This is a genomic window from Sphingopyxis sp. Geo25 (genome assembly GCF_949769135.1).
Classification (GTDB): Bacteria; Pseudomonadota; Alphaproteobacteria; order Sphingomonadales; family Sphingomonadaceae; genus Sphingopyxis.
The window spans coordinates 75,645-92,243 of sequence record NZ_CATKOZ010000001.1 but is presented as its reverse complement, the minus strand read 5'-3'; the positions used below and the strand labels follow the sequence as shown (position 1 = coordinate 92,243).

The window sequence follows — 16,599 nt, the reverse complement described above, 5'->3', positions numbered from 1 at the left end:
GGCGCCGGCCCGAATCGCAATTCTTCATGATGTGATAGTTGTGCCATAACAGCGTGACGATGTCAATAAAAAATAACCTATATGGTAAAATATGGATATCGAATCGTCCGACGGCCGGCTTGGGTTGGAGAGCGAAGGTTGCCGATCCTCCCCGGCACGGGGAGGGGGACCATGCGAAGCATGGTGGAGGGGTACGTGCAGTCTGGCGTGGCCTATGGTCCCCTGTGCCCTTCCACCACCCCGGTGCCCCCCCCTTCCCGTCGCCGACGCCCTCATGCGCCATTGTGGGCCACGCGGCGCGCCGCTAAAGCAGCGCGCGTGACCGCGCTCTCCTCCCGCATCGCCGCTTTCGCCGACCGCCGACCCAAGGCGCTGGCCCTCCTCGCCGGTGCGCTATCCGCCACCGGCTTCGCCCCGCTCCACCTGTGGCCGCTGACCTTGCTCGCGCTGGCGAGCCTGATGGCGCTGGTCGCACGCAGCGCGAAAGGATCGGGCGCGCTGGGGATCGGCTGGGCGTTCGGGGTCGGGCACTTCACGATCGGCCTGAACTGGATCGCCACCGCCTTCACCTATCAGGCGGCGATGCCCGCCTGGCTCGGCTGGATCGCGGTGGTCCTGCTGTCGCTCTATCTCGCCGTCTATCCGGCCCTCGCCGCATGGGGGGCGTGGGCTGTGCAAAGATACGTCGTCGCCGCGCAGGCGGGGACCGCGGGAAGCAAAGAACCGGGGCGCGGTGCAAAGCCGACGGCGGCCCCCGCCTGCGCGGGGGCGACGCTCTCCTTCACTCTCGCCTTCGCTGCACTGTGGACACTGACCGAATGGCTGCGCAGCTGGGTGTTCACAGGGTTTGCGTGGAATCCGCTCGGAGCAGTCGCAGCGCCTTATGCCGCGCCCGCGATGTTTATCGGGACTTATGGCCTCAGCGCACTGATATGCCTCGCGGCAGGTGGGCTGTTGCTGATGTGCCAAGGGCCGCGGTGGAGGTCTATTAGACTGCTTGGCCCGTTATGGCTTGGCTGGGGCGCCGCTGGACTTGCCCTGATGGTAAACTCCGCTGGTTCGCGAGGCGCCCCCGAAACCAATAAGGCAATTCCCATCACCGTCGTCCAGCCGAACGTCGGCCAGCAGGACAAATGGGAAGGCAGCAAGGCCGACCTCAATTTCGAAAAACTCGCGCGGCTGACCACGCCGAAATCCGCGGAACCGCGCCTGATCCTGTGGCCCGAGGCGGCGGTGCCCGACTATCTGGAGACCGGCTACCCACTCGTCTATTACGACCGCTCGCCCGCCGCCGCGCGCGCGCGGTTGACGGCGCTGATGAACCCCGACGACGTGATGCTGCTCGGCGCGCTCAAACTCGAACTCGACAGGGCCGGGGACGCGATCGGAGCGCGTAATGCGGTGATGACCGTCCATGCCGACGGCACGCTCGGCCCGCGCTACGACAAGGCGCACCTCGTCCCCTACGGCGAATATCTGCCGATGCGGCCGGTGCTGTCGGCGATCGGCCTGTCGCGGCTTGCGCCCGGCGACATCGATTTCTGGCCCGGCCCCGGCCCGCATACGCTCAACCTCGGCCGCTTCGGCAAGGCGGGGTTGCAAATCTGCTATGAGATCATCTTCTCGGGCCAGGTCGTCGACCGCGCGCATCGCCCCGATTTCATCTTCAACCCGTCGAACGACGCCTGGTTCGGCAGCTGGGGGCCGCCGCAGCATCTGGCGCAGGCGCGGCTGCGCGCGATCGAGGAGGGGCTGCCCGTCATCCGCGCGACCCCGACCGGGATCAGCGCGGTGATCGACGCCGACGGCCGCATCCTCGATTCGGTTCCGATGCACCAGTCGGGGCGTATCGACACCGTCGTTCCGAAGGCGCACGCCCCGACCTTGTTCGCGCGGTACGGCAACGCGCTGCCCGTCGCCTTCGCGCTGCTGTTGCTCGCGGCTGCCATTGCCTTTCGCCGGCGCGGGCGCTAACAGCGCCCCCGACATAAAGCTTCCTTTATATTCGTTCCAAGAAGGCTCCCATGCGCAACAGTTTCCTCTTCACGTCCGAAAGCGTGTCCGAAGGCCATCCCGACAAGGTCGCCGACCAGATCAGCGATTCGATCGTCGACCTGTTCCTGTCGAAAGATCCGGAAGCGCGCGTCGCATGTGAAACGCTGACCACGACGCAGCTCGTCGTGCTCGCGGGCGAAATCCGCTGCAAAGGTGTGTTCGAGAATGGCGAATGGGCGCCGGGCGCGCTCGACGAGATCGAGACGACGGTGCGCCAGACCGTGAAAGAGATCGGCTACGAACAGTCGGGCTTCCACTGGAACGAGTTCCGCTTCGAGAATAATCTGCACGCCCAGTCGGCTCACATCGCGCAGGGCGTCGATGAGGGCGCCGACAAGGACGAAGGCGCCGGCGATCAGGGCATCATGTTCGGCTATGCCAGCGACGAGACCCCCGACCTGATGCCCGCGACGCTCGATTACAGCCACAAGATCCTCGAGCGCATGGCCGCCGACCGCAAGGCGGGCATTGCGCCCTTCCTCGAACCCGATGCGAAGAGCCAGGTTACGCTCCGCTACGCCAATGAGCGTCCGGTCGAGGCGACCGCGATCGTCGTGTCGACCCAGCACGCACCGGGCTATTATTTCCATGGCGGCGAGGGCGACGAGGCGAAATATCTGGAGCTGCGCAAGTATGTGCTCGGCGTCATCGCCGACGTCATGCCCGCCGAGCTGCTGACCGCGAACACCGTCTATCACATCAATCCCACGGGCCGCTTCGAAATCGGCGGACCCGACGGCGACGCGGGGCTCACCGGCCGCAAGATCATCGTCGACACCTACGGCGGCGCCAGCCCGCACGGCGGCGGCGCATTCAGCGGCAAGGACCCGACCAAGGTCGATCGTTCGGCGGCGTATATCACGCGCTACCTCGCCAAGAATATCGTTGCCGCAGGGCTAGCCCGCCGCTGCACCATCCAATTGAGCTACGCGATCGGCGTCGCCGAACCGCTGTCGATCTATGTCGACCTGCACGGCACCGCCGCCGAAGGCGTGACCGAGGCGGCGCTCGAAGCCGCGATCCCGCAGCTCGTCCGCCTGACGCCCAAGGGCATTCGCACCCACCTCGGCCTCAACAGGCCGATCTACAAGCAGACGGCGGCCTATGGCCATTTCGGCCGCCAGGCTACCGGCGATGCCTTTCCGTGGGAGCGCACCGACCTGGTCGACAGGCTCAAGGCCGCGCTCGCCGCTTGACGGCCTTGCCCGCGCCCCAAGCCAAGGCTAGGGCGCGCGGCATGACAGCGCACAAACCTGGCGATCCGACCACCCTCAACCGCCTCTATGGCCGTGCGCAGGGCCGCCCCTTGCGCGCGGGCCAGCAGGATCTGGTCGACAATCTGCTCCCGCAGATCGCGGTGCCGACCGAGGGGCCGGTGACCGCGGATATCCTGTTCGGTCACGACCGACCGCTGCATTTCGAGATCGGCTTCGGCGGCGGAGAGCATATGGCGGGGCGCGCCGACATGTTGCCCGATCATGGCTTCATCGGCGCCGAGCCCTTCGTCAACGGCGTCGCGCAGGCGCTCGTTCACATATCGGGCGATCCCCATCTTGCGGGGAAAGGGGGCGCCCGTCCGCCGCTCGGCAATGTCCGCATCCATCATGGCGACGCGCTCGAGGTGCTGCGCCGGATTCCCGACGGGGCGCTGAGCTTCGCCTATCTGCTCCACCCCGACCCCTGGCCGAAGGCGCGTCACGCGAAGCGGCGGATGATGAACGACGGCCCGGTCGACCTGATCGCCGCGAAGCTGAAGCCCGGCGGCGAATTCCGCTTCGGCACCGATCACCCGGTCTATCTCGCGCACGCGCTGATGGTGATGCGCCGCCATCGTCATCAGTTCGAATGGCTGGCTAAGGACGCGAAGGATTTTCTCGTCCGCCCCGGCGGCTGGCCCGAAACGCGCTACGAAGCCAAGGCCCGCGCGCAGGGGCACGAGGTGTGGTATTTTCGCTATCGCCGCAAGGCGTAGGCCGCACAAACAAATGGGGCGGCCTCGTTAGGAGTGCCGCCCCAGTTAGTGGGGTCCGTCGGGAGAGGGAGAGGACGGACCGGAGATTGGTGTCTTGGGCTTATCTGTTAACGCGCCGCCATCTGGCTGTCGGCTTCGACTTCGGCGACGCCGGCGACCTTCAGGGCCGCACGGAACTGCTTGGCGGCGGCACGTTCGTTGCCGGCTTCGCAAAGCTTCTTGCCGGTCGAGACGAAGCGCTTCGCGCTTGCCTTCTGGGCGGCGCTGGCGCCGTCGGCCGCGGTGTTCGCCTGGTCGGCGAGGCCCGCACAGCGATAGTCGCTGCCGCTCTGGGCATAAGCAGGCGAGGTCGAGGCGATCAGGCCGGTGAAGGCGAGGGCCGAAGCCGCAACGATCGCGAAGGCCGAGGGGAAGCGGCGGAAAGAGGAGAGCTGATTGGTCATGGGAGAGGTTCCTTTCGTTTCGTTGTGCAACCTTTTTAGGTGCTGTTGCGCAAATAGATAATCCTCTATAATCTGCAAGTGCTTTGAAGCAGGATTTAACAATCCCCCATGGGGCGCTCGACGGGATCGAAGCCTTTCTTCGCGTTGCGGAAAGACGAAGCTTTTCCGCCGCCGCCGCCGACCTCGGCGTCTCTCCATCGGCGATCAGCCAGACGGTGAAAGCCTTGGAGGCGCGCATCGGCGCCCCCTTGTTCATGCGCACGACGCGGAGCGTGGGGCTGACGCAGGCCGGCGAAATGTTCCTCGAACGCGCCGCGCCCGCTTATTCGGGGATCGCCGACGCCTATGAGGCCGCGCGCAACCTCGGCAACCGCCCCGCAGGGCGGCTGCGGATCAATCTGATGCGCGGCGCGGTGCAGCCGCTGTTCGAGCCGATCATCGCCGGCTTTTGCGAAGCCTATCCCGAAATCGAACTGGAGATCTATGCCGACGACGCGCTGTCGGACCTCAGCGCGGGCGGGTTCGATGCGGGCGTGCGGATGGGCGAATCGCTCGATGCCGATGTGATCGCGGTTCGCCTGACCGGCCCGTTCCGCTTCGTCGTCGCCGGGACGCCCGCCTATTTCGAGAAATATGGCCGCCCCGAAACGCCCGAGGATCTGCGCAACCATCGCTGCGTCCGCTTCCGGCTCGCGACCGGCGCGTTGATGCCCTGGACCTTCGAAAAGGGGAATCGCGAATTCGACGTTGCGGTGACCGGCCCGGTGATCGTCAACGACTGGATCGCGGCGACCGTGGCGATGCGCAGCGGGATCGCGATGATCATGACCGCCGAGCCGGTCGCGAAGGCGATGGTCGAAACCGGCGAGGTCGAACTGGTGCTCACCGAATTTTCCGGCGCAACGTCGGGCCTGTTCCTCTACTACCCGAGCCGCAAGCAGGTGATGCCCAAGCTGCGGGCGTTCATCGACTATGTCCGCGAATATCTGCCCGAGGATCTTTCGGGACGGTCGGCCTGACGGTTTCACCGGCCGCGAAAACAAATCCCTTCACCGCCAGCAGAAAAATTGGGCTGGCAAATGCGCGCGAAAAGCGGCAGCCGGTTGTCAATTAATATAGTTGGGATGAAGTCATGTTCGATCTGGCGGTGCTGGCCCCCTCCTCGCTGTTACCCTTCATCCTGATCGGCTTCGCGGCGCAGCTTGTGGACGGCGCGCTGGGCATGGCGTTCGGCGTGATCTGCAACACGCTGCTCGTGGCGGTGATGGGCGTGCCCCCCGCACAGGCGTCGGCGCGCATCCATGTCGTCGAAATGTTCACCACCGCGGTGTCGGGGATCAGCCACCTGATCCATCGCAACATCGAATGGCCGTTGTTCTGGAGGCTGCTGATCCCCGGCGTGATCGGCGGCGTAATCGGCGCCTATGTCCTGACCTCGCTTCACTCCGATGCGGTAAAGCCCTTCGTGCTCGCCTATCTCGTCGCGATCGGGATCTGGTTGCTGGTGCGCGGCATCCTCTATCCGCCAAAGGTGCAGAAGCCGACGGTGATCGCCCCCCTTGGCCTCATCGGGGGCTTTCTAGACGCGGCGGGCGGCGGCGGCTGGGGCCCTGTCGTAACCTCGAACCTGCTCGTCCAGGGGGCGGAACCGCGCAAGGTGGTCGGCACGGTGAACAGCGTCGAATTCTTCCTGACGCTCACCGTATCCGCGACGTTCATCTATCATCTGGGCTTCGCCCAGATCGCCGGCGCGACGCTGGGCCTGCTCATCGGCGGCGTGCTCGCCGCCCCGCTCGGCGCCTTCATGGCGAAGCGCTTTTCGGTCAAGCTGATGCTGACGCTGGTCGGCGTCGTTCTGACCGCGACCAGCGCCTTCGGGCTCTATCGCGCGCTGACATAGGACCGGCCGCACCCCCCAGCATCAAGGGCCCGCTCAGCCTGCGTTCAGCGTCCCTTCCTTACGCAGAGGTCAGTTATGACATGCTGGCGCGCGTTTGCGCTGGACCATCGGACCCATCCGCTGATACGGAGCGGGCCGGAACCTCTGTTATAGGGTGAAGATGACCAAAATTTCGACCATGATCGGGCTGATCGTCTCGGCCGCCGTTATCGCGACGCCGGTGGCGGCACAGACCGTCCCGGACAATGAAGTCCCTACGACCAGCCTCAACATCCCCGGCAATGTCCAGCTTTACGGCGATGCCAAGCCGAACGTCTATCGCCCCTCCGCGACCGTGAACGGCGAGATCATCACCGCGACCGATATCGAGCAGCGGATGGCGCTGATCCGTATCGCGAACAACAATGTCAACCTTCCGCCCGAGGAAGAACAGCGGCTGCGCCAGCAGGTGTTCAGCAACCTGATCGACGAGAAATTGCAGATCCAGGAAGCCAAGGCGGCGAAGATCGAGATCGACGAAAAGCTGGTCGACGACCAGTTCACGCGGCTTGCGGCGCGCTTCAAGCAGTCGCCCGAGCAGTTCTCGAAATATCTGACCTCGAAGGGCTCGTCGGCGGGCGCGGTGAAGCAGCAGATTCGCGGCGAATATGCCTGGGACCGCCTGCTCCAGCGCAACATCCAGTCGTCGACCAACGTGTCCACCGAAGAGGTCGAGGCGATCGTCAAGCAGATGAATGAATCGAAGGGACTCGACGAGTTCCACCTCGGCGAAATCTATCTGTCGGCGACCCCCGAAACCGCCGCCGCCGTGGCCGAGAATGCCCAGAAGATCATTCAGGCGCTGCAGGCCGGCGGCAGCTTCCAGGCCTATGCCCGCCAGTTCTCGGAAGCCTCGACCGCGGTCGTCGGCGGCGACCTCGGCTGGGTCAAGGCCGCGCAGCTTCCGCCGACGATGGCCGAAGCCGCCGCGCAGATGGCGCCCGGCCAGCTCGTCGGCCCGGTCGAGGTGCCCGGCGGCATCTCGATCATGGTGATGATCGACCGGCGCCAGGTGCTGACCGCCGATCCGCGCGATGCGGTGCTCAGCCTGAAGCAGGTCTCGCTCGACTTCCCTGCCGGCACGACCGAGGCACAGGCCACCGAACTGGCCGGCAAATTCGCCGAGGCGACGCGCGCGATCGCCGGTTGCGGCGGCGCCGACAGTGTCGCGGCCGCGCTCGGCGCGCATGTCGTGTCGCGCGACAATATCCAGATGCGCGCACTGCCGCCGCCACTGCAGGCGACGCTCGCATCGATGCAGATCGGCCAGACGACGCAGCCCTTCGGCGCGGCGAAAGAAGGCATCAGCGTGCTGGTGCTGTGCGGCCGCGACATGCCGCAGACCGCGACCGCGCCCGACCTGCAGGAGATCGAGAATCGCCTGCTGGAGGAAAAGGTCAACAAGCGCGCGCAGCGCTATCTGCGCGACCTGCGCCGGGATGCCGTGATCGAATATAGCTGATGAGCGATTCCTGTCAGCGGCGCCCGATCGCGGTCACCATCGGTGACCCGGCGGGCGTCGGCCCCGAAGTCGCGGCCGGCGCTTGGGCGGCGCGACGCACGCACGATCTGCCTCCCTTCGTCGTTATCGGCGACGCCGCCGCGATCGAAGCGGTCTGGGATGGTCCGGTCGCGCGCGTGGGCGATATGGACGAAGTCGCCGCCGCGTTCGAGACGGCGCTGCCGGTCTGGCATCTCGAAGACAGCGGCCCGCTGACCCCCGGCTCGCCGACGCCCGCCGGCGCGGCGCTGGCGCTCCACGCGCTCGAAACGGGGATCGGACTGACCCGCAACCAGGCGGCGGCCGCGCTCGTCACCGGATCGGTGTCGAAACATGCGCTGCATGGCATCGGCTACACGCACCCCGGGCAGACCGAATTCATCGCCGAACGCTGCGGCGTCACCGCGACCAACGCGGTGATGATGCTCGCGGGACCGGGTCTGCGCGTCGTACCGCTGACCGTCCACATCCCGCTGGCGCAGGTGCCCGAACGGCTGACGAGCGAGTTGATCGTCGCCAAGGCGCGCATCGTCGCGCGCGGACTGACGCGCGATTTCGGGATCGCGGCGCCGAAGCTGGCAATTGCGGGCCTCAATCCGCATGCGGGCGAAAACGGCCAACTCGGCGACGAGGAAGTGCGGATCATGGCGCCTGCCGTCGCGCAGCTTGCCGAGGAGGGGATTGCCGTCGACGGGCCGCTCGCGGCCGACGCGCTGTTCGCGCCCGGCATCCGCGATCGCTATGATGCGATCCTCTGCGGCTATCACGACCAGGCGCTCGCGCCGTTCAAGGCGCTGCATTTCCACGACGGCGTCAATCTGACCTTGGGCCTGCCGATCATCCGCACCTCGCCCGACCATGGGACGGCGTTCAATATCGCGGGAACGGGGAGGGCCGATGCCGGGCCGACGATCGCGGCGATCGCGATGGCGGCGCGCATGGCGGCCGCGCGCGAGCGCAGCTGCGCGCCCGCGAAGTGAGCGTCCAGCCGCGCGTCCCCCTGCCCCCCTTGCGCGAGACGGTGCGCGCGCACGGGCTGTCGGCCAGCAAGGCGCTGGGCCAGAATTTCCTGTTCGACGAGCAATTGCTCGACCGGATCGCAGCGCTGCCGGGCGATTTGGGCGGCGCGACGGTGTTCGAGGTTGGACCGGGCCCCGGCGGGCTGACGCGCGCGCTGCTTCGCGCGGGCGCGAAGGTGATCGCGGTCGAGCGCGACGACCGTTGCCTGCCGCTGCTCGCCGAACTGTCCGACGCGTTCGGCGGGCGGCTGACGGTGGTGCCGGGCGATGCGATGGCGATCGATGCCGACGCGCTTGCGGGCGGACCCTATCATATCGTCGCGAACCTGCCCTATAATGTCGGGACCGCGCTGTTCACGCGCTGGCTCGAGCCCGCGGCCTGGCCGCCGCAATGGCTGTCGCTGACCTTGATGTTCCAGCTCGAGGTCGCCGAGCGCATCGTCGCACCGGTCGGCACCGATGCCTATGGCCGCCTCGCGGTCCTCGCGCAGTGGCGCTCGCACGCCCGGATCGCGATGAAGGTCCACCGTTCGGCCTTCACACCGCCGCCCAAGGTGATGTCGGCGATCGTCCATGTGACCCCGGCCGACGAGCCCGAAGGCGTCGATCCGCGGATCCTGTCGAAACTCACCGAAAAGGGGTTCGGCCAGCGCCGCAAGATGCTGCGGCAGAGCCTGAAGGGCGTCGCGGGCGCGATCGAAGCACTGGACGCGCTCGGCATCGATCCGACGCGGCGCGCAGAAACGGTCAGCGTCGCCGAATGGGTTGCGTTGGCCCGACTATTGGGTCGCTGACCTTCCGCTCAGTTCGCCGGCTTGGTCTCGTCGATCTTGTCGACCCATTCGGGATAGAAGCTCGGTTCGCGCGCCGACCAGCCCGGCGCGGTCGCGGCGGCTTCGCTGATCGACTGGAGCAGGGTCTTGCGCTTGTCGGGGTGAAGATGCGGCAACGAGGCTGCGGCGCAGAAGGCGCCGGGCAGCCACGGCCGCGCGTGCGCGCCGAGCAGCCGCTCGTACAGGAAGCGATAGGAGGCGAAACCGGGCAACCGGTCCTGCCCCAGGTCGAACGCCGACACCGCGACGAGCGGCGCCATGAAGCCTTCGAGCGCATCGAGCCCGCTGTCGTCGGGGATATGCGCACGGATATCGCCGATCCGCTGATAGACTTTCGCCTGCACGCGGATCGCGGTTTCCTCGACCATGTCGCGCGACCAACGGGCGATCGCGTCTTCGCGTTCGAGCCCGATATCGAGCGAGCGGCGGATGTACCGCTGCGTCGCGGCAGGAAAGCCCGCGAATTCCTTGATCTCGGATATGGACAGGTCGCCTGCGGCCGGTCCTGAACGCGTCGCCATGGTCATGCTCCCGCACGGCGCCCGGGGAGCCATCCCCCCGGAGGCCTGCATCCGACAATCTGCCACGAAAAGGGTTAGTGGCAGGTTAACCATGAAGTCGGCGATCGTTCAGCATCGCGAGGGGCGTTGCGCGGCCGCGCGACCGGGCCTAATCAGCGTGCCGAGCCAAGAACAGGACACGCAGGACGCACCATGTCGCACACACCGCAACCGGTCATTTCGTCGACCGGCCTCTTCACCCCCGCCGAAGCGATCTCCAACGAAGAACTTGTCGCCAGTTTTAACCAGTATGTTGCGCTGCACAATAGGGAAAATGCGGCAGCGATCGCGGCAGGCGATGTCATCGAACTCGCTGAATCGAGTGTCGAATTCATCGAAAAGGCGAGCGGCATCGGATCCCGCTACGTCGTCGACAAGGCCGGCATTCTCGACCCGCACCACATGGCGCCGCGCATCGCCGAGCGCAGCAACGACGAGATATCGATCCTCGCCGAAATCGGCGTCGCTGCGGCCAAGGACGCGCTCGCCCGCGCCGGTCGCGACGCGGGCGACGTTGACGCCGTGCTCTGCGCGGCGTCGAACATGCAGCGGCCGTATCCGGCGATGGCGGTCGAGATCCAGGATGCGCTCGGCATCGACGGCTTCGGCTTCGACATGAATGTCGCCTGCTCGTCGGCCACCTTCGGCATCCAGACCGCCGCCGACTATATCCGCGCCGGCCATGCGAAGAGCGTCCTCGTCGTGAACCCCGAAATCTGTTCGGGGCACCTTAACTGGCGCGACCGCGACAGCCACTTCATCTTCGGCGACGTCGCGACCGCAATCCTCGTCGAGGATAAGTCGATGGCTCCCGAGGGCCATTGGTACATCCTCGGCACCAAGCTGAAAACCCAGTTCAGCAACAATATCCGCAACAATTTCGGCTTTTTGAACCGGGGCCATGGCGGGATCGACCAGTCGGGACCAAAGAGCGACAAGCTGTTCGTCCAGGAAGGCCGCAAGGTCTTCAAGGAAGTCGTGCCGATGGTCGCGAACATGATCGTCGAACAGATGGAAGTGCTCGGGCTGGAGGGCGGCGACATGCGGCGGCTGTGGTTGCACCAGGCAAATACCAATATGAACCGCCTGATCGCGCAGCGCGTGCTGGGGCACGAGGCGAGCGAGGACGAGAGCCCGACGGTGCTCGACACCTATGGCAACACGTCGAGCGCGGGGTCGATCATCGCCTTTCACCTGAACCATGAGGATATGGCCGCGGGCGACACGGGGCTGATCTGCTCGTTCGGGGCGGGCTATTCGGCAGGCACAGTGTTCGTTCGGAAGACGTAAGGGGGGGGTCAAATGATACAGAAAGCTGCACTTACTAAATGCGCCATAGCAATCTTACTTGTTCCTATCCCGGTAAATGCGGCGTCATATGTCTGTAGCGCAAAAATCCAGAGCAGTTGCCTGAACGGGAAATCCTGCAAGACGCAAAACGTTGATGAGAACGCATATTTCATAGTCAATCTTACCGAACAGACTCTTCAAGAATGCGAGATTGATGATTGCAGATACCGGCCTGTTTCGTTTTGGAAGGGAGACGGAAACTCGGTGCTCGTCTCACACCGAGAGATTCCTCGGCTTACTCGTCTAAGTTTGTTCACAGGCTCCGGATCCAACTTAAGTGGCTACACGCAATCAACACTTTCGTCGGTGTCGACCGTGATCCAGAGCGGCGGTTGCTTTGAGCAACTACAAGTGCCGCCTGCCGTGACCATCCCCCAAAAATAGTAGACGTCTACGGCACGAAGGTCGTGAACAGGTAAACCGCGAACAGCATCAGGTGGATCGCACCCTGCAACACGGTGGTGCGTCCGTTCGCCAGCGTCTGCGACGCGACGATCAGCGACAGGAACAGCAGCACGGTCGACTTGGCATCGAGGCCGAGGCTGATCGGCAGGCCGGTGAAGATCGACAGGATCGCGACCGCCGGGATGGTCAGCCCGATCGTCGCCAGCGCCGACCCCAGCGCGAGGTTGAGGCTGGTTTGCAGGCGATCCGCCTTCGCCGCGCGCACCGCGGCCAGTCCCTCCGGCGCGAGGATCAGCGCCGCGATCAACACGCCGAGCACCGCGGGCGGCGCACCCCAGTCGGCGAGCAGCGCGCCGATCACCGGCGACAGGGCCTTGGCGAGAAGCACCACCGCGAACAGGCTGGCGAGGAGCGCCGCGCCCGAAATGGCGGTGCGCTGGACGCTCGGCGGCGCAGCGTGCGCGTCGGGCTCTCCGTCGCCGTCGGCATCGCCGTCGGGAAGGAAATAGTCGCGGTGGCGCACCGTCTGCACCAGCGCGAAGGTCGCATAGAGGATCAGCGAAACCGCCGCGACGAAGCCGAGCTGCGTCGCCGAATAGAAGGGGCCCGGCACGCTCGACGTGAAATTGGGGAGGACCAGCGTCACGACGGTGAGCACCGTCAAGGTCGCGAGCGCAGCGCCGATGCCGGTGCGCTGGAAGCGCTGCTCGTGATGGCGGATCGCGCCGCTCAAGAGGCAGAGGCCCATCAGCAGGTTCAGGATCACCATCACCGCTGCGAACACCGTATCGCGCGCCAGCGTCTGCGCCTTTTCGGGTTCGGCCTGCATCAGCGTCAGGATCAGCCCGACCTCGATCACCGTCACCGCGAGCGCGAGGATCAGCGTACCGAAGGGCTCGCCGACGCGGTGCGCAATGACCTCGGCATGATGGACCGCGGCGACGACGGCACCCGCCAGGATCGCGCCGACGAGCCAGGGATTGAGCGGCATCGCGAAGCTCGCGAGCGCGGCAACAAAGCCGAGGATCGGAACGATATCGTTGGCGCGGTCGGCGAGGCGGAGCTTGGACATCATGGGACTTTTATTGCAGCCCCCTCCAGCCGTGACCACCCCGGCCCGGGATTTAATGCGCGCGGACCGGCAATCCGGCGGCGGCGAGCCGCGCATGGGCCTCGGCGATCGTCGCTTCGCCGAAGTGGAAGATGCTGGCGGCGAGCACCGCGCTCGCGCCGCCCTCGATCACCCCCGCGACCAGATGGTCGAGGGTGCCGACGCCCCCCGAGGCGATCACCGGCACGCTGACCGCATCGGCGATCGCGCGGGTGAGCGCCAGATCATAGCCGTCCTTCGTCCCGTCGCGGTCCATGCTGGTGACCAGCAGCTCGCCCGCGCCCAGTTCGGCCAGCCGGACGGCATGGTCGAGCGCATCGACGCCGGTAGGCTTGCGCCCGCCGTGGGAGAAAATCTCCCATCGCCCTTCGTCGACCCGCCGCGCGTCGATACTGCCGACCGCGCACTGGCTGCCGAAGCGGTCGGCGATGTCGGCGACCAGTTCGGGCCGCGCGACCGCGGCGCTGTTCACCGCGACCTTGTCGGCGCCCGCGAGCAGCAGAGCGCGCGCATCCTCGGCGCTGCGTACCCCGCCGCCGACGGTCAGCGGCATGAAGCAGACCTCGGCGGTGCGGCTGACCATGTCGAGCAACGTCCCGCGCCCCTGATGGCTGGCCGAAATGTCGAGAAAGCAAAGCTCGTCGGCGCCCGCGGCGTCATAGGCGCGCGCCGCCTCGACCGGGTCGCCTGCATCGCGCAGGTCGACGAAATTCACGCCCTTCACCACGCGCCCGTCGGCGACGTCGAGGCAGGGGATGACGCGGACGCGGACGGTCATGCCGCTAATCTCTCAACCCCGTTAGTGTCGAGCGAAGTCGAGACACCCGTCAGGGCCGCGCCATACCGATGGGCATCTCGACTGCGCTCGATGCGAACGCGATTGGGACGGCGGGTCATGCCGCCCCCGCCGCAATCGCCTCGGCGAGGTCGAGGCGGCCGTCGTAGAGCGCGCGGCCGGTGATCACGCCTTCGATTCCGTCGGCGACATGCGGGCGCAGCGCGTGGATGTCGTGGATATCGGCGACCCCGCCGCTCGCGATCACCGGGATATCGACCACCTGCGCGAGCGCAACCGTCGCCTCGACATTGCAGCCCTTGAGCAACCCGTCGCGGCCGACGTCGGTGAAGAGCAGGGCGGCGACACCCGCATCCTCGAAGCGGCGCGCAAGATCCTCGACGCGGACGTCGGACACATCGGCCCAGCCCTCGGTCGCGACCATGCCATCACGCGCATCGACCCCGACGACGATCCGGCTGGGCAGGTCGCGCGCGGCCGATCTGACAAACTCGGGATCCTTGAGCGCTGCGGTGCCGATGATCACCCGCTCGACGCCGAGCGCGAGCCAGCGGTCGACCCCCGCGCGGTCGCGGATGCCGCCGCCGACCTGCACCTTGCCCGGAAAGGCGGCGATGATGCTCTCGACCGCGCCGCCATTGACGCTTGCGCCGGCAAAGGCGCCATCAAGGTCGACGACATGCAGGTGGCTTGCACCCGCATCGGCGAACAGCCGCGCCTGCGCCGCCGGATCGTCGCCATAGACGGTCGCGCGCGCCATATCGCCCTCGGCGAGCCGCACCACCTGCCCGCCCTTGAGGTCGATCGCGGGAAAGATGGTCAGGCCAGAATCTACGGACACCACTTCAAGAACCTTTCAAGCGTCGCGAGACCATAGGCCTGGCTCTTTTCGGGGTGATATTGGACGCCGACGATATTGTCCTTCGCCACCGCCGCCGTGAACGGCCCGCCATGGCTGCTCGTCGCCGCAACATGGGCGGCATCGGCGAAATGATAGCCGTGCAGATAATAGGCTTCGCCCGCCGCGATCACCGGATGCGCCCACGTGGGAACGACATCGTTCCAGCCCATGTGCGGGATACGCAGGCCCGGCTGCGGGTCGAACGCGCGCACCGTCCCGCCGATCCAGCCGAGCCCCGCATGTCGTCCATGCTCCTCGCCCGCATCGGCGAGCAACTGCATGCCCACACAGATGCCGAGGAAGGGCGCGCCTTCGCCGCGCACGCGCCGCTCCATCGCCGCGACCAGGCCGTCGATCGCCGACAGCCCGTTCATGCAGGCGGCGAATGCGCCGACACCGGGCAGCACGATGCGATCGGCCTTGGCGACAATATCGGGGTCGGCCGTGACGGCGACGCCCTCCGCGCCCGCCGCGACGAGCGCGTTATGCACCGAGCGAAGATTGCCCGCGCCATAGTCGATCAGGGCAATGGCGCTCATGGACGGCTCCTAGAGCACACCCTTGGTCGACGGAATCGAATCGCCCTTGCGCGGGTCGATCTCGACCGCCTGCCGCAACGCCCGCGCGAGCGCCTTGTAGCTGCTCTCGGCGATATGGTGGTTGTTCTCGCCATAGAGCGTCTCGAGGTGAAGCGTGATCCCCGCGGTCTGCGCGAAGCTCGCGAACCAGTGCGGGAACAGCTCGGTATCCATCTCGCCGAGCCGCGGTTGCGAGAAGCCCGACTTGTAGACGCAATAGGGCCGGCCCGAGATGTCGATGACGCATCGCGTCAGCGTCTCGTCCATCGGCGCGTGCGCCTCGCCATAGCGGGCGATGCCGCGCTTGTCGCCGAGCGCCTTGGCCACCGCTTCGCCGAGCGCGAGTGCGCTGTCCTCGACCGTGTGGTGCTGGTCGATGTGGAGGTCGCCCTTCACGGTCATGGAAATGTCGATCAGCGAGTGGCGCGACAATTGCTCGACCATATGATCGAGGAAACCGATGCCGGTGGACACCGAATAATCGCCGGTTCCGTCGAGGTTGACGGTGATCGCGATATCCGTTTCCTTGGTCGTGCGCTGGACAGTGGCGGTTCGCATGGCGCACGCCTTAGAGCGTCTGTTTCGCGTTGCAAGGCGATTCTCCCCCCTTGAGGCCTCTTGACCGGCGCCGGCGCGGCGTTCATCCCCCGCGCATGAGTGACGACGTCCGCGACAGCCTGATTCCCTATGACGAAATCGTGCAGGATGCGCTGCGCGCCGTGGTCGGCCGCGTGCTGAGCCAGATCGAGGGGCACGACAGCCTGCCCGGCGAACATCATTTCTATATCACCTTCAAGACGCAGGCGCCGGGAGTCGACATCCCCGCGCATCTGGTGGCGAAATTCCCCGACGAAATGACGATTGTGCTCCAGAACCGCTTCTGGGCTCTGACGGTCGAGGAGGATCGTTTCAGCGTCGGCCTGTCGTTCAACCAGACACCGTCGACCCTGGTCATCCCCTATGCGGCGATCACCGCCTTCGTCGATCCGTCGGTCGATTTCGGGCTGCAGTTCCAGGTCAGCGACGACGAGATCGAAGCGCCCGAGCCGCATGACGAGGCCGACAACGACCGCCCCGAGGTGTCGAGCGAGGATGGCTCGAACGTCGTGACCGTGGACTTCGGCAAGAAGAGATAA

The 16,599-nt window shown here is 66.1% G+C and carries 17 protein-coding genes; 10 read left to right on the top strand and 7 right to left on the bottom strand.

The features are described from left to right. Positions 1–318: 318 nt before the first annotated feature. Genes lnt through trmB form a run of 3 tightly spaced genes read left to right on the top strand, consistent with a single transcriptional unit; the run spans position 319 to position 4,027 of the window. Positions 319–1,974 (top strand): apolipoprotein N-acyltransferase, encoded by a 1,656-nt coding sequence (gene lnt, locus QOL68_RS00430; RefSeq protein ID WP_282945932.1) that lies wholly within the window; start codon positions 319–321, stop codon positions 1,972–1,974. Positions 1,975–2,024: 50 nt separating this feature from the next. Next, positions 2,025–3,251, top strand: coding sequence for a methionine adenosyltransferase (gene metK, locus QOL68_RS00425; RefSeq protein ID WP_204992368.1), 1,227 nt, complete (start codon positions 2,025–2,027; stop codon positions 3,249–3,251). 41 nt (positions 3,252–3,292) lie between these two features. Then, positions 3,293–4,027: a tRNA (guanine(46)-N(7))-methyltransferase TrmB gene (gene trmB, locus QOL68_RS00420; RefSeq protein ID WP_204992367.1), complete on the top strand. Its 735-nt coding sequence runs from the start codon at positions 3,293–3,295 to the stop codon at positions 4,025–4,027. Positions 4,028–4,134: 107 nt separating this feature from the next. Here trmB and QOL68_RS00415 read toward each other — a convergent pair whose 3' ends face one another. Continuing rightward, a complete protein-coding gene (locus QOL68_RS00415) occupies positions 4,135–4,470 on the bottom strand; it encodes a hypothetical protein (RefSeq protein WP_058456266.1) in 336 nt (111 codons plus the stop codon). Between the two features lie 83 nt (positions 4,471–4,553). On the opposite strand from QOL68_RS00415, the gene QOL68_RS00410 reads away from it, so the two are divergent. From QOL68_RS00410 to rsmA, 5 genes are all read left to right on the top strand, one after another. Beyond that, positions 4,554–5,489 carry a LysR family transcriptional regulator gene (locus QOL68_RS00410; protein WP_282945926.1) on the top strand — a complete coding sequence of 312 codons (936 nt, stop codon included), beginning with the start codon at positions 4,554–4,556 and terminating at the stop codon, positions 5,487–5,489. A 113-nt stretch (positions 5,490–5,602) separates the two neighbouring features. After that, entirely contained in the window at positions 5,603–6,370 is a 768-nt protein-coding gene (locus QOL68_RS00405; protein WP_282945924.1) for a sulfite exporter TauE/SafE family protein, read from the top strand. A 160-nt stretch (positions 6,371–6,530) separates the two neighbouring features. Beyond that, positions 6,531–7,871 (top strand): peptidylprolyl isomerase, encoded by a 1,341-nt coding sequence (locus QOL68_RS00400; protein WP_282945923.1) that lies wholly within the window; start codon positions 6,531–6,533, stop codon positions 7,869–7,871. Continuing rightward, entirely contained in the window at positions 7,871–8,890 is a 1,020-nt protein-coding gene (gene pdxA, locus QOL68_RS00395) for a 4-hydroxythreonine-4-phosphate dehydrogenase PdxA (RefSeq protein ID WP_282945921.1), read from the top strand. The genes QOL68_RS00400 and pdxA overlap by 1 nt, the downstream gene beginning before the upstream one ends. Positions 8,891–8,910: 20 nt before the next feature. After that, positions 8,911–9,723 (top strand): 16S rRNA (adenine(1518)-N(6)/adenine(1519)-N(6))-dimethyltransferase RsmA, encoded by an 813-nt coding sequence (rsmA, locus tag QOL68_RS00390; protein WP_502957382.1) that lies wholly within the window; start codon positions 8,911–8,913, stop codon positions 9,721–9,723. A gap of 8 nt (positions 9,724–9,731) precedes the next feature. On the opposite strand, the gene QOL68_RS00385 is transcribed toward rsmA, so the two are convergent. Beyond that, positions 9,732–10,283 (bottom strand): hypothetical protein, encoded by a 552-nt coding sequence (locus tag QOL68_RS00385; protein WP_058456261.1) that lies wholly within the window; start codon positions 10,281–10,283, stop codon positions 9,732–9,734. Positions 10,284–10,475: 192 nt separating this feature from the next. On the opposite strand from QOL68_RS00385, the gene QOL68_RS00380 reads away from it, so the two are divergent. After that, positions 10,476–11,612: a beta-ketoacyl-ACP synthase III gene (locus QOL68_RS00380; protein WP_282945916.1), complete on the top strand. Its 1,137-nt coding sequence runs from the start codon at positions 10,476–10,478 to the stop codon at positions 11,610–11,612. Positions 11,613–12,063: 451 nt separating this feature from the next. Here the strand turns inward: QOL68_RS00380 and QOL68_RS00375 are convergent, their stop codons facing one another. The 5 genes from QOL68_RS00375 to hisB form a co-directional block, all read right to left on the bottom strand. After that, the gene (locus QOL68_RS00375; RefSeq protein ID WP_283404267.1) at positions 12,064–13,149 is read right to left on the bottom strand and encodes a calcium:cation antiporter; all 1,086 of its coding nucleotides are present in this window, start codon (positions 13,147–13,149) and stop codon (positions 12,064–12,066) included. A 52-nt stretch (positions 13,150–13,201) separates the two neighbouring features. Then, a complete protein-coding gene (gene hisF / locus QOL68_RS00370) occupies positions 13,202–13,966 on the bottom strand; it encodes an imidazole glycerol phosphate synthase subunit HisF (RefSeq protein WP_282945912.1) in 765 nt (254 codons plus the stop codon). A 115-nt stretch (positions 13,967–14,081) separates the two neighbouring features. Beyond that, positions 14,082–14,828 carry a 1-(5-phosphoribosyl)-5-[(5-phosphoribosylamino)methylideneamino]imidazole-4-carboxamide isomerase gene (gene hisA / locus QOL68_RS00365; protein WP_502957363.1) on the bottom strand — a complete coding sequence of 249 codons (747 nt, stop codon included), beginning with the start codon at positions 14,826–14,828 and terminating at the stop codon, positions 14,082–14,084. Continuing rightward, complete coding sequence (hisH, locus tag QOL68_RS00360; RefSeq protein ID WP_282945910.1) at positions 14,816–15,424, bottom strand: imidazole glycerol phosphate synthase subunit HisH; 609 nt, start codon at positions 15,422–15,424, stop codon at positions 14,816–14,818. The genes hisA and hisH overlap by 13 nt, the downstream gene beginning before the upstream one ends. A gap of 9 nt (positions 15,425–15,433) precedes the next feature. Further along, a complete protein-coding gene (gene hisB / locus QOL68_RS00355; protein ID WP_282945908.1) occupies positions 15,434–16,021 on the bottom strand; it encodes an imidazoleglycerol-phosphate dehydratase HisB in 588 nt (195 codons plus the stop codon). A gap of 95 nt (positions 16,022–16,116) precedes the next feature. On the opposite strand from hisB, the gene QOL68_RS00350 reads away from it, so the two are divergent. Then, the gene (locus QOL68_RS00350) at positions 16,117–16,599 is read left to right on the top strand and encodes an SspB family protein (protein WP_204992356.1); all 483 of its coding nucleotides are present in this window, start codon (positions 16,117–16,119) and stop codon (positions 16,597–16,599) included.

What these genes read in the sequence shown, in the direction of transcription:
- metK (WP_204992368.1), top strand. Translation starts at nt 2,025, where the DNA reads ATGCGCAACAGTTTCCTCTTCACGTCCGAAAGCGTGTCCGAAGGCCAT.
- trmB (WP_204992367.1), top strand. Translation starts at nt 3,293, where the DNA reads ATGACAGCGCACAAACCTGGCGATCCGACCACCCTCAACCGCCTCTAT.
- QOL68_RS00415 (WP_058456266.1), bottom strand. Translation starts at nt 4,470, where the DNA reads ATGACCAATCAGCTCTCCTCTTTCCGCCGCTTCCCCTCGGCCTTCGCG.
- QOL68_RS00405 (WP_282945924.1), top strand. Translation starts at nt 5,603, where the DNA reads ATGTTCGATCTGGCGGTGCTGGCCCCCTCCTCGCTGTTACCCTTCATC.
- QOL68_RS00400 (WP_282945923.1), top strand. Translation starts at nt 6,531, where the DNA reads ATGACCAAAATTTCGACCATGATCGGGCTGATCGTCTCGGCCGCCGTT.
- pdxA (WP_282945921.1), top strand. Translation starts at nt 7,871, where the DNA reads ATGAGCGATTCCTGTCAGCGGCGCCCGATCGCGGTCACCATCGGTGAC.
- QOL68_RS00385 (WP_058456261.1), bottom strand. Translation starts at nt 10,283, where the DNA reads ATGGCGACGCGTTCAGGACCGGCCGCAGGCGACCTGTCCATATCCGAG.
- QOL68_RS00380 (WP_282945916.1), top strand. Translation starts at nt 10,476, where the DNA reads ATGTCGCACACACCGCAACCGGTCATTTCGTCGACCGGCCTCTTCACC.
- QOL68_RS00375 (WP_283404267.1), bottom strand. Translation starts at nt 13,149, where the DNA reads ATGTCCAAGCTCCGCCTCGCCGACCGCGCCAACGATATCGTTCCGATC.
- hisF (WP_282945912.1), bottom strand. Translation starts at nt 13,966, where the DNA reads ATGACCGTCCGCGTCCGCGTCATCCCCTGCCTCGACGTCGCCGACGGG.
- hisH (WP_282945910.1), bottom strand. Translation starts at nt 15,424, where the DNA reads ATGAGCGCCATTGCCCTGATCGACTATGGCGCGGGCAATCTTCGCTCG.
- hisB (WP_282945908.1), bottom strand. Translation starts at nt 16,021, where the DNA reads ATGCGAACCGCCACTGTCCAGCGCACGACCAAGGAAACGGATATCGCG.
- QOL68_RS00350 (WP_204992356.1), top strand. Translation starts at nt 16,117, where the DNA reads ATGAGTGACGACGTCCGCGACAGCCTGATTCCCTATGACGAAATCGTG.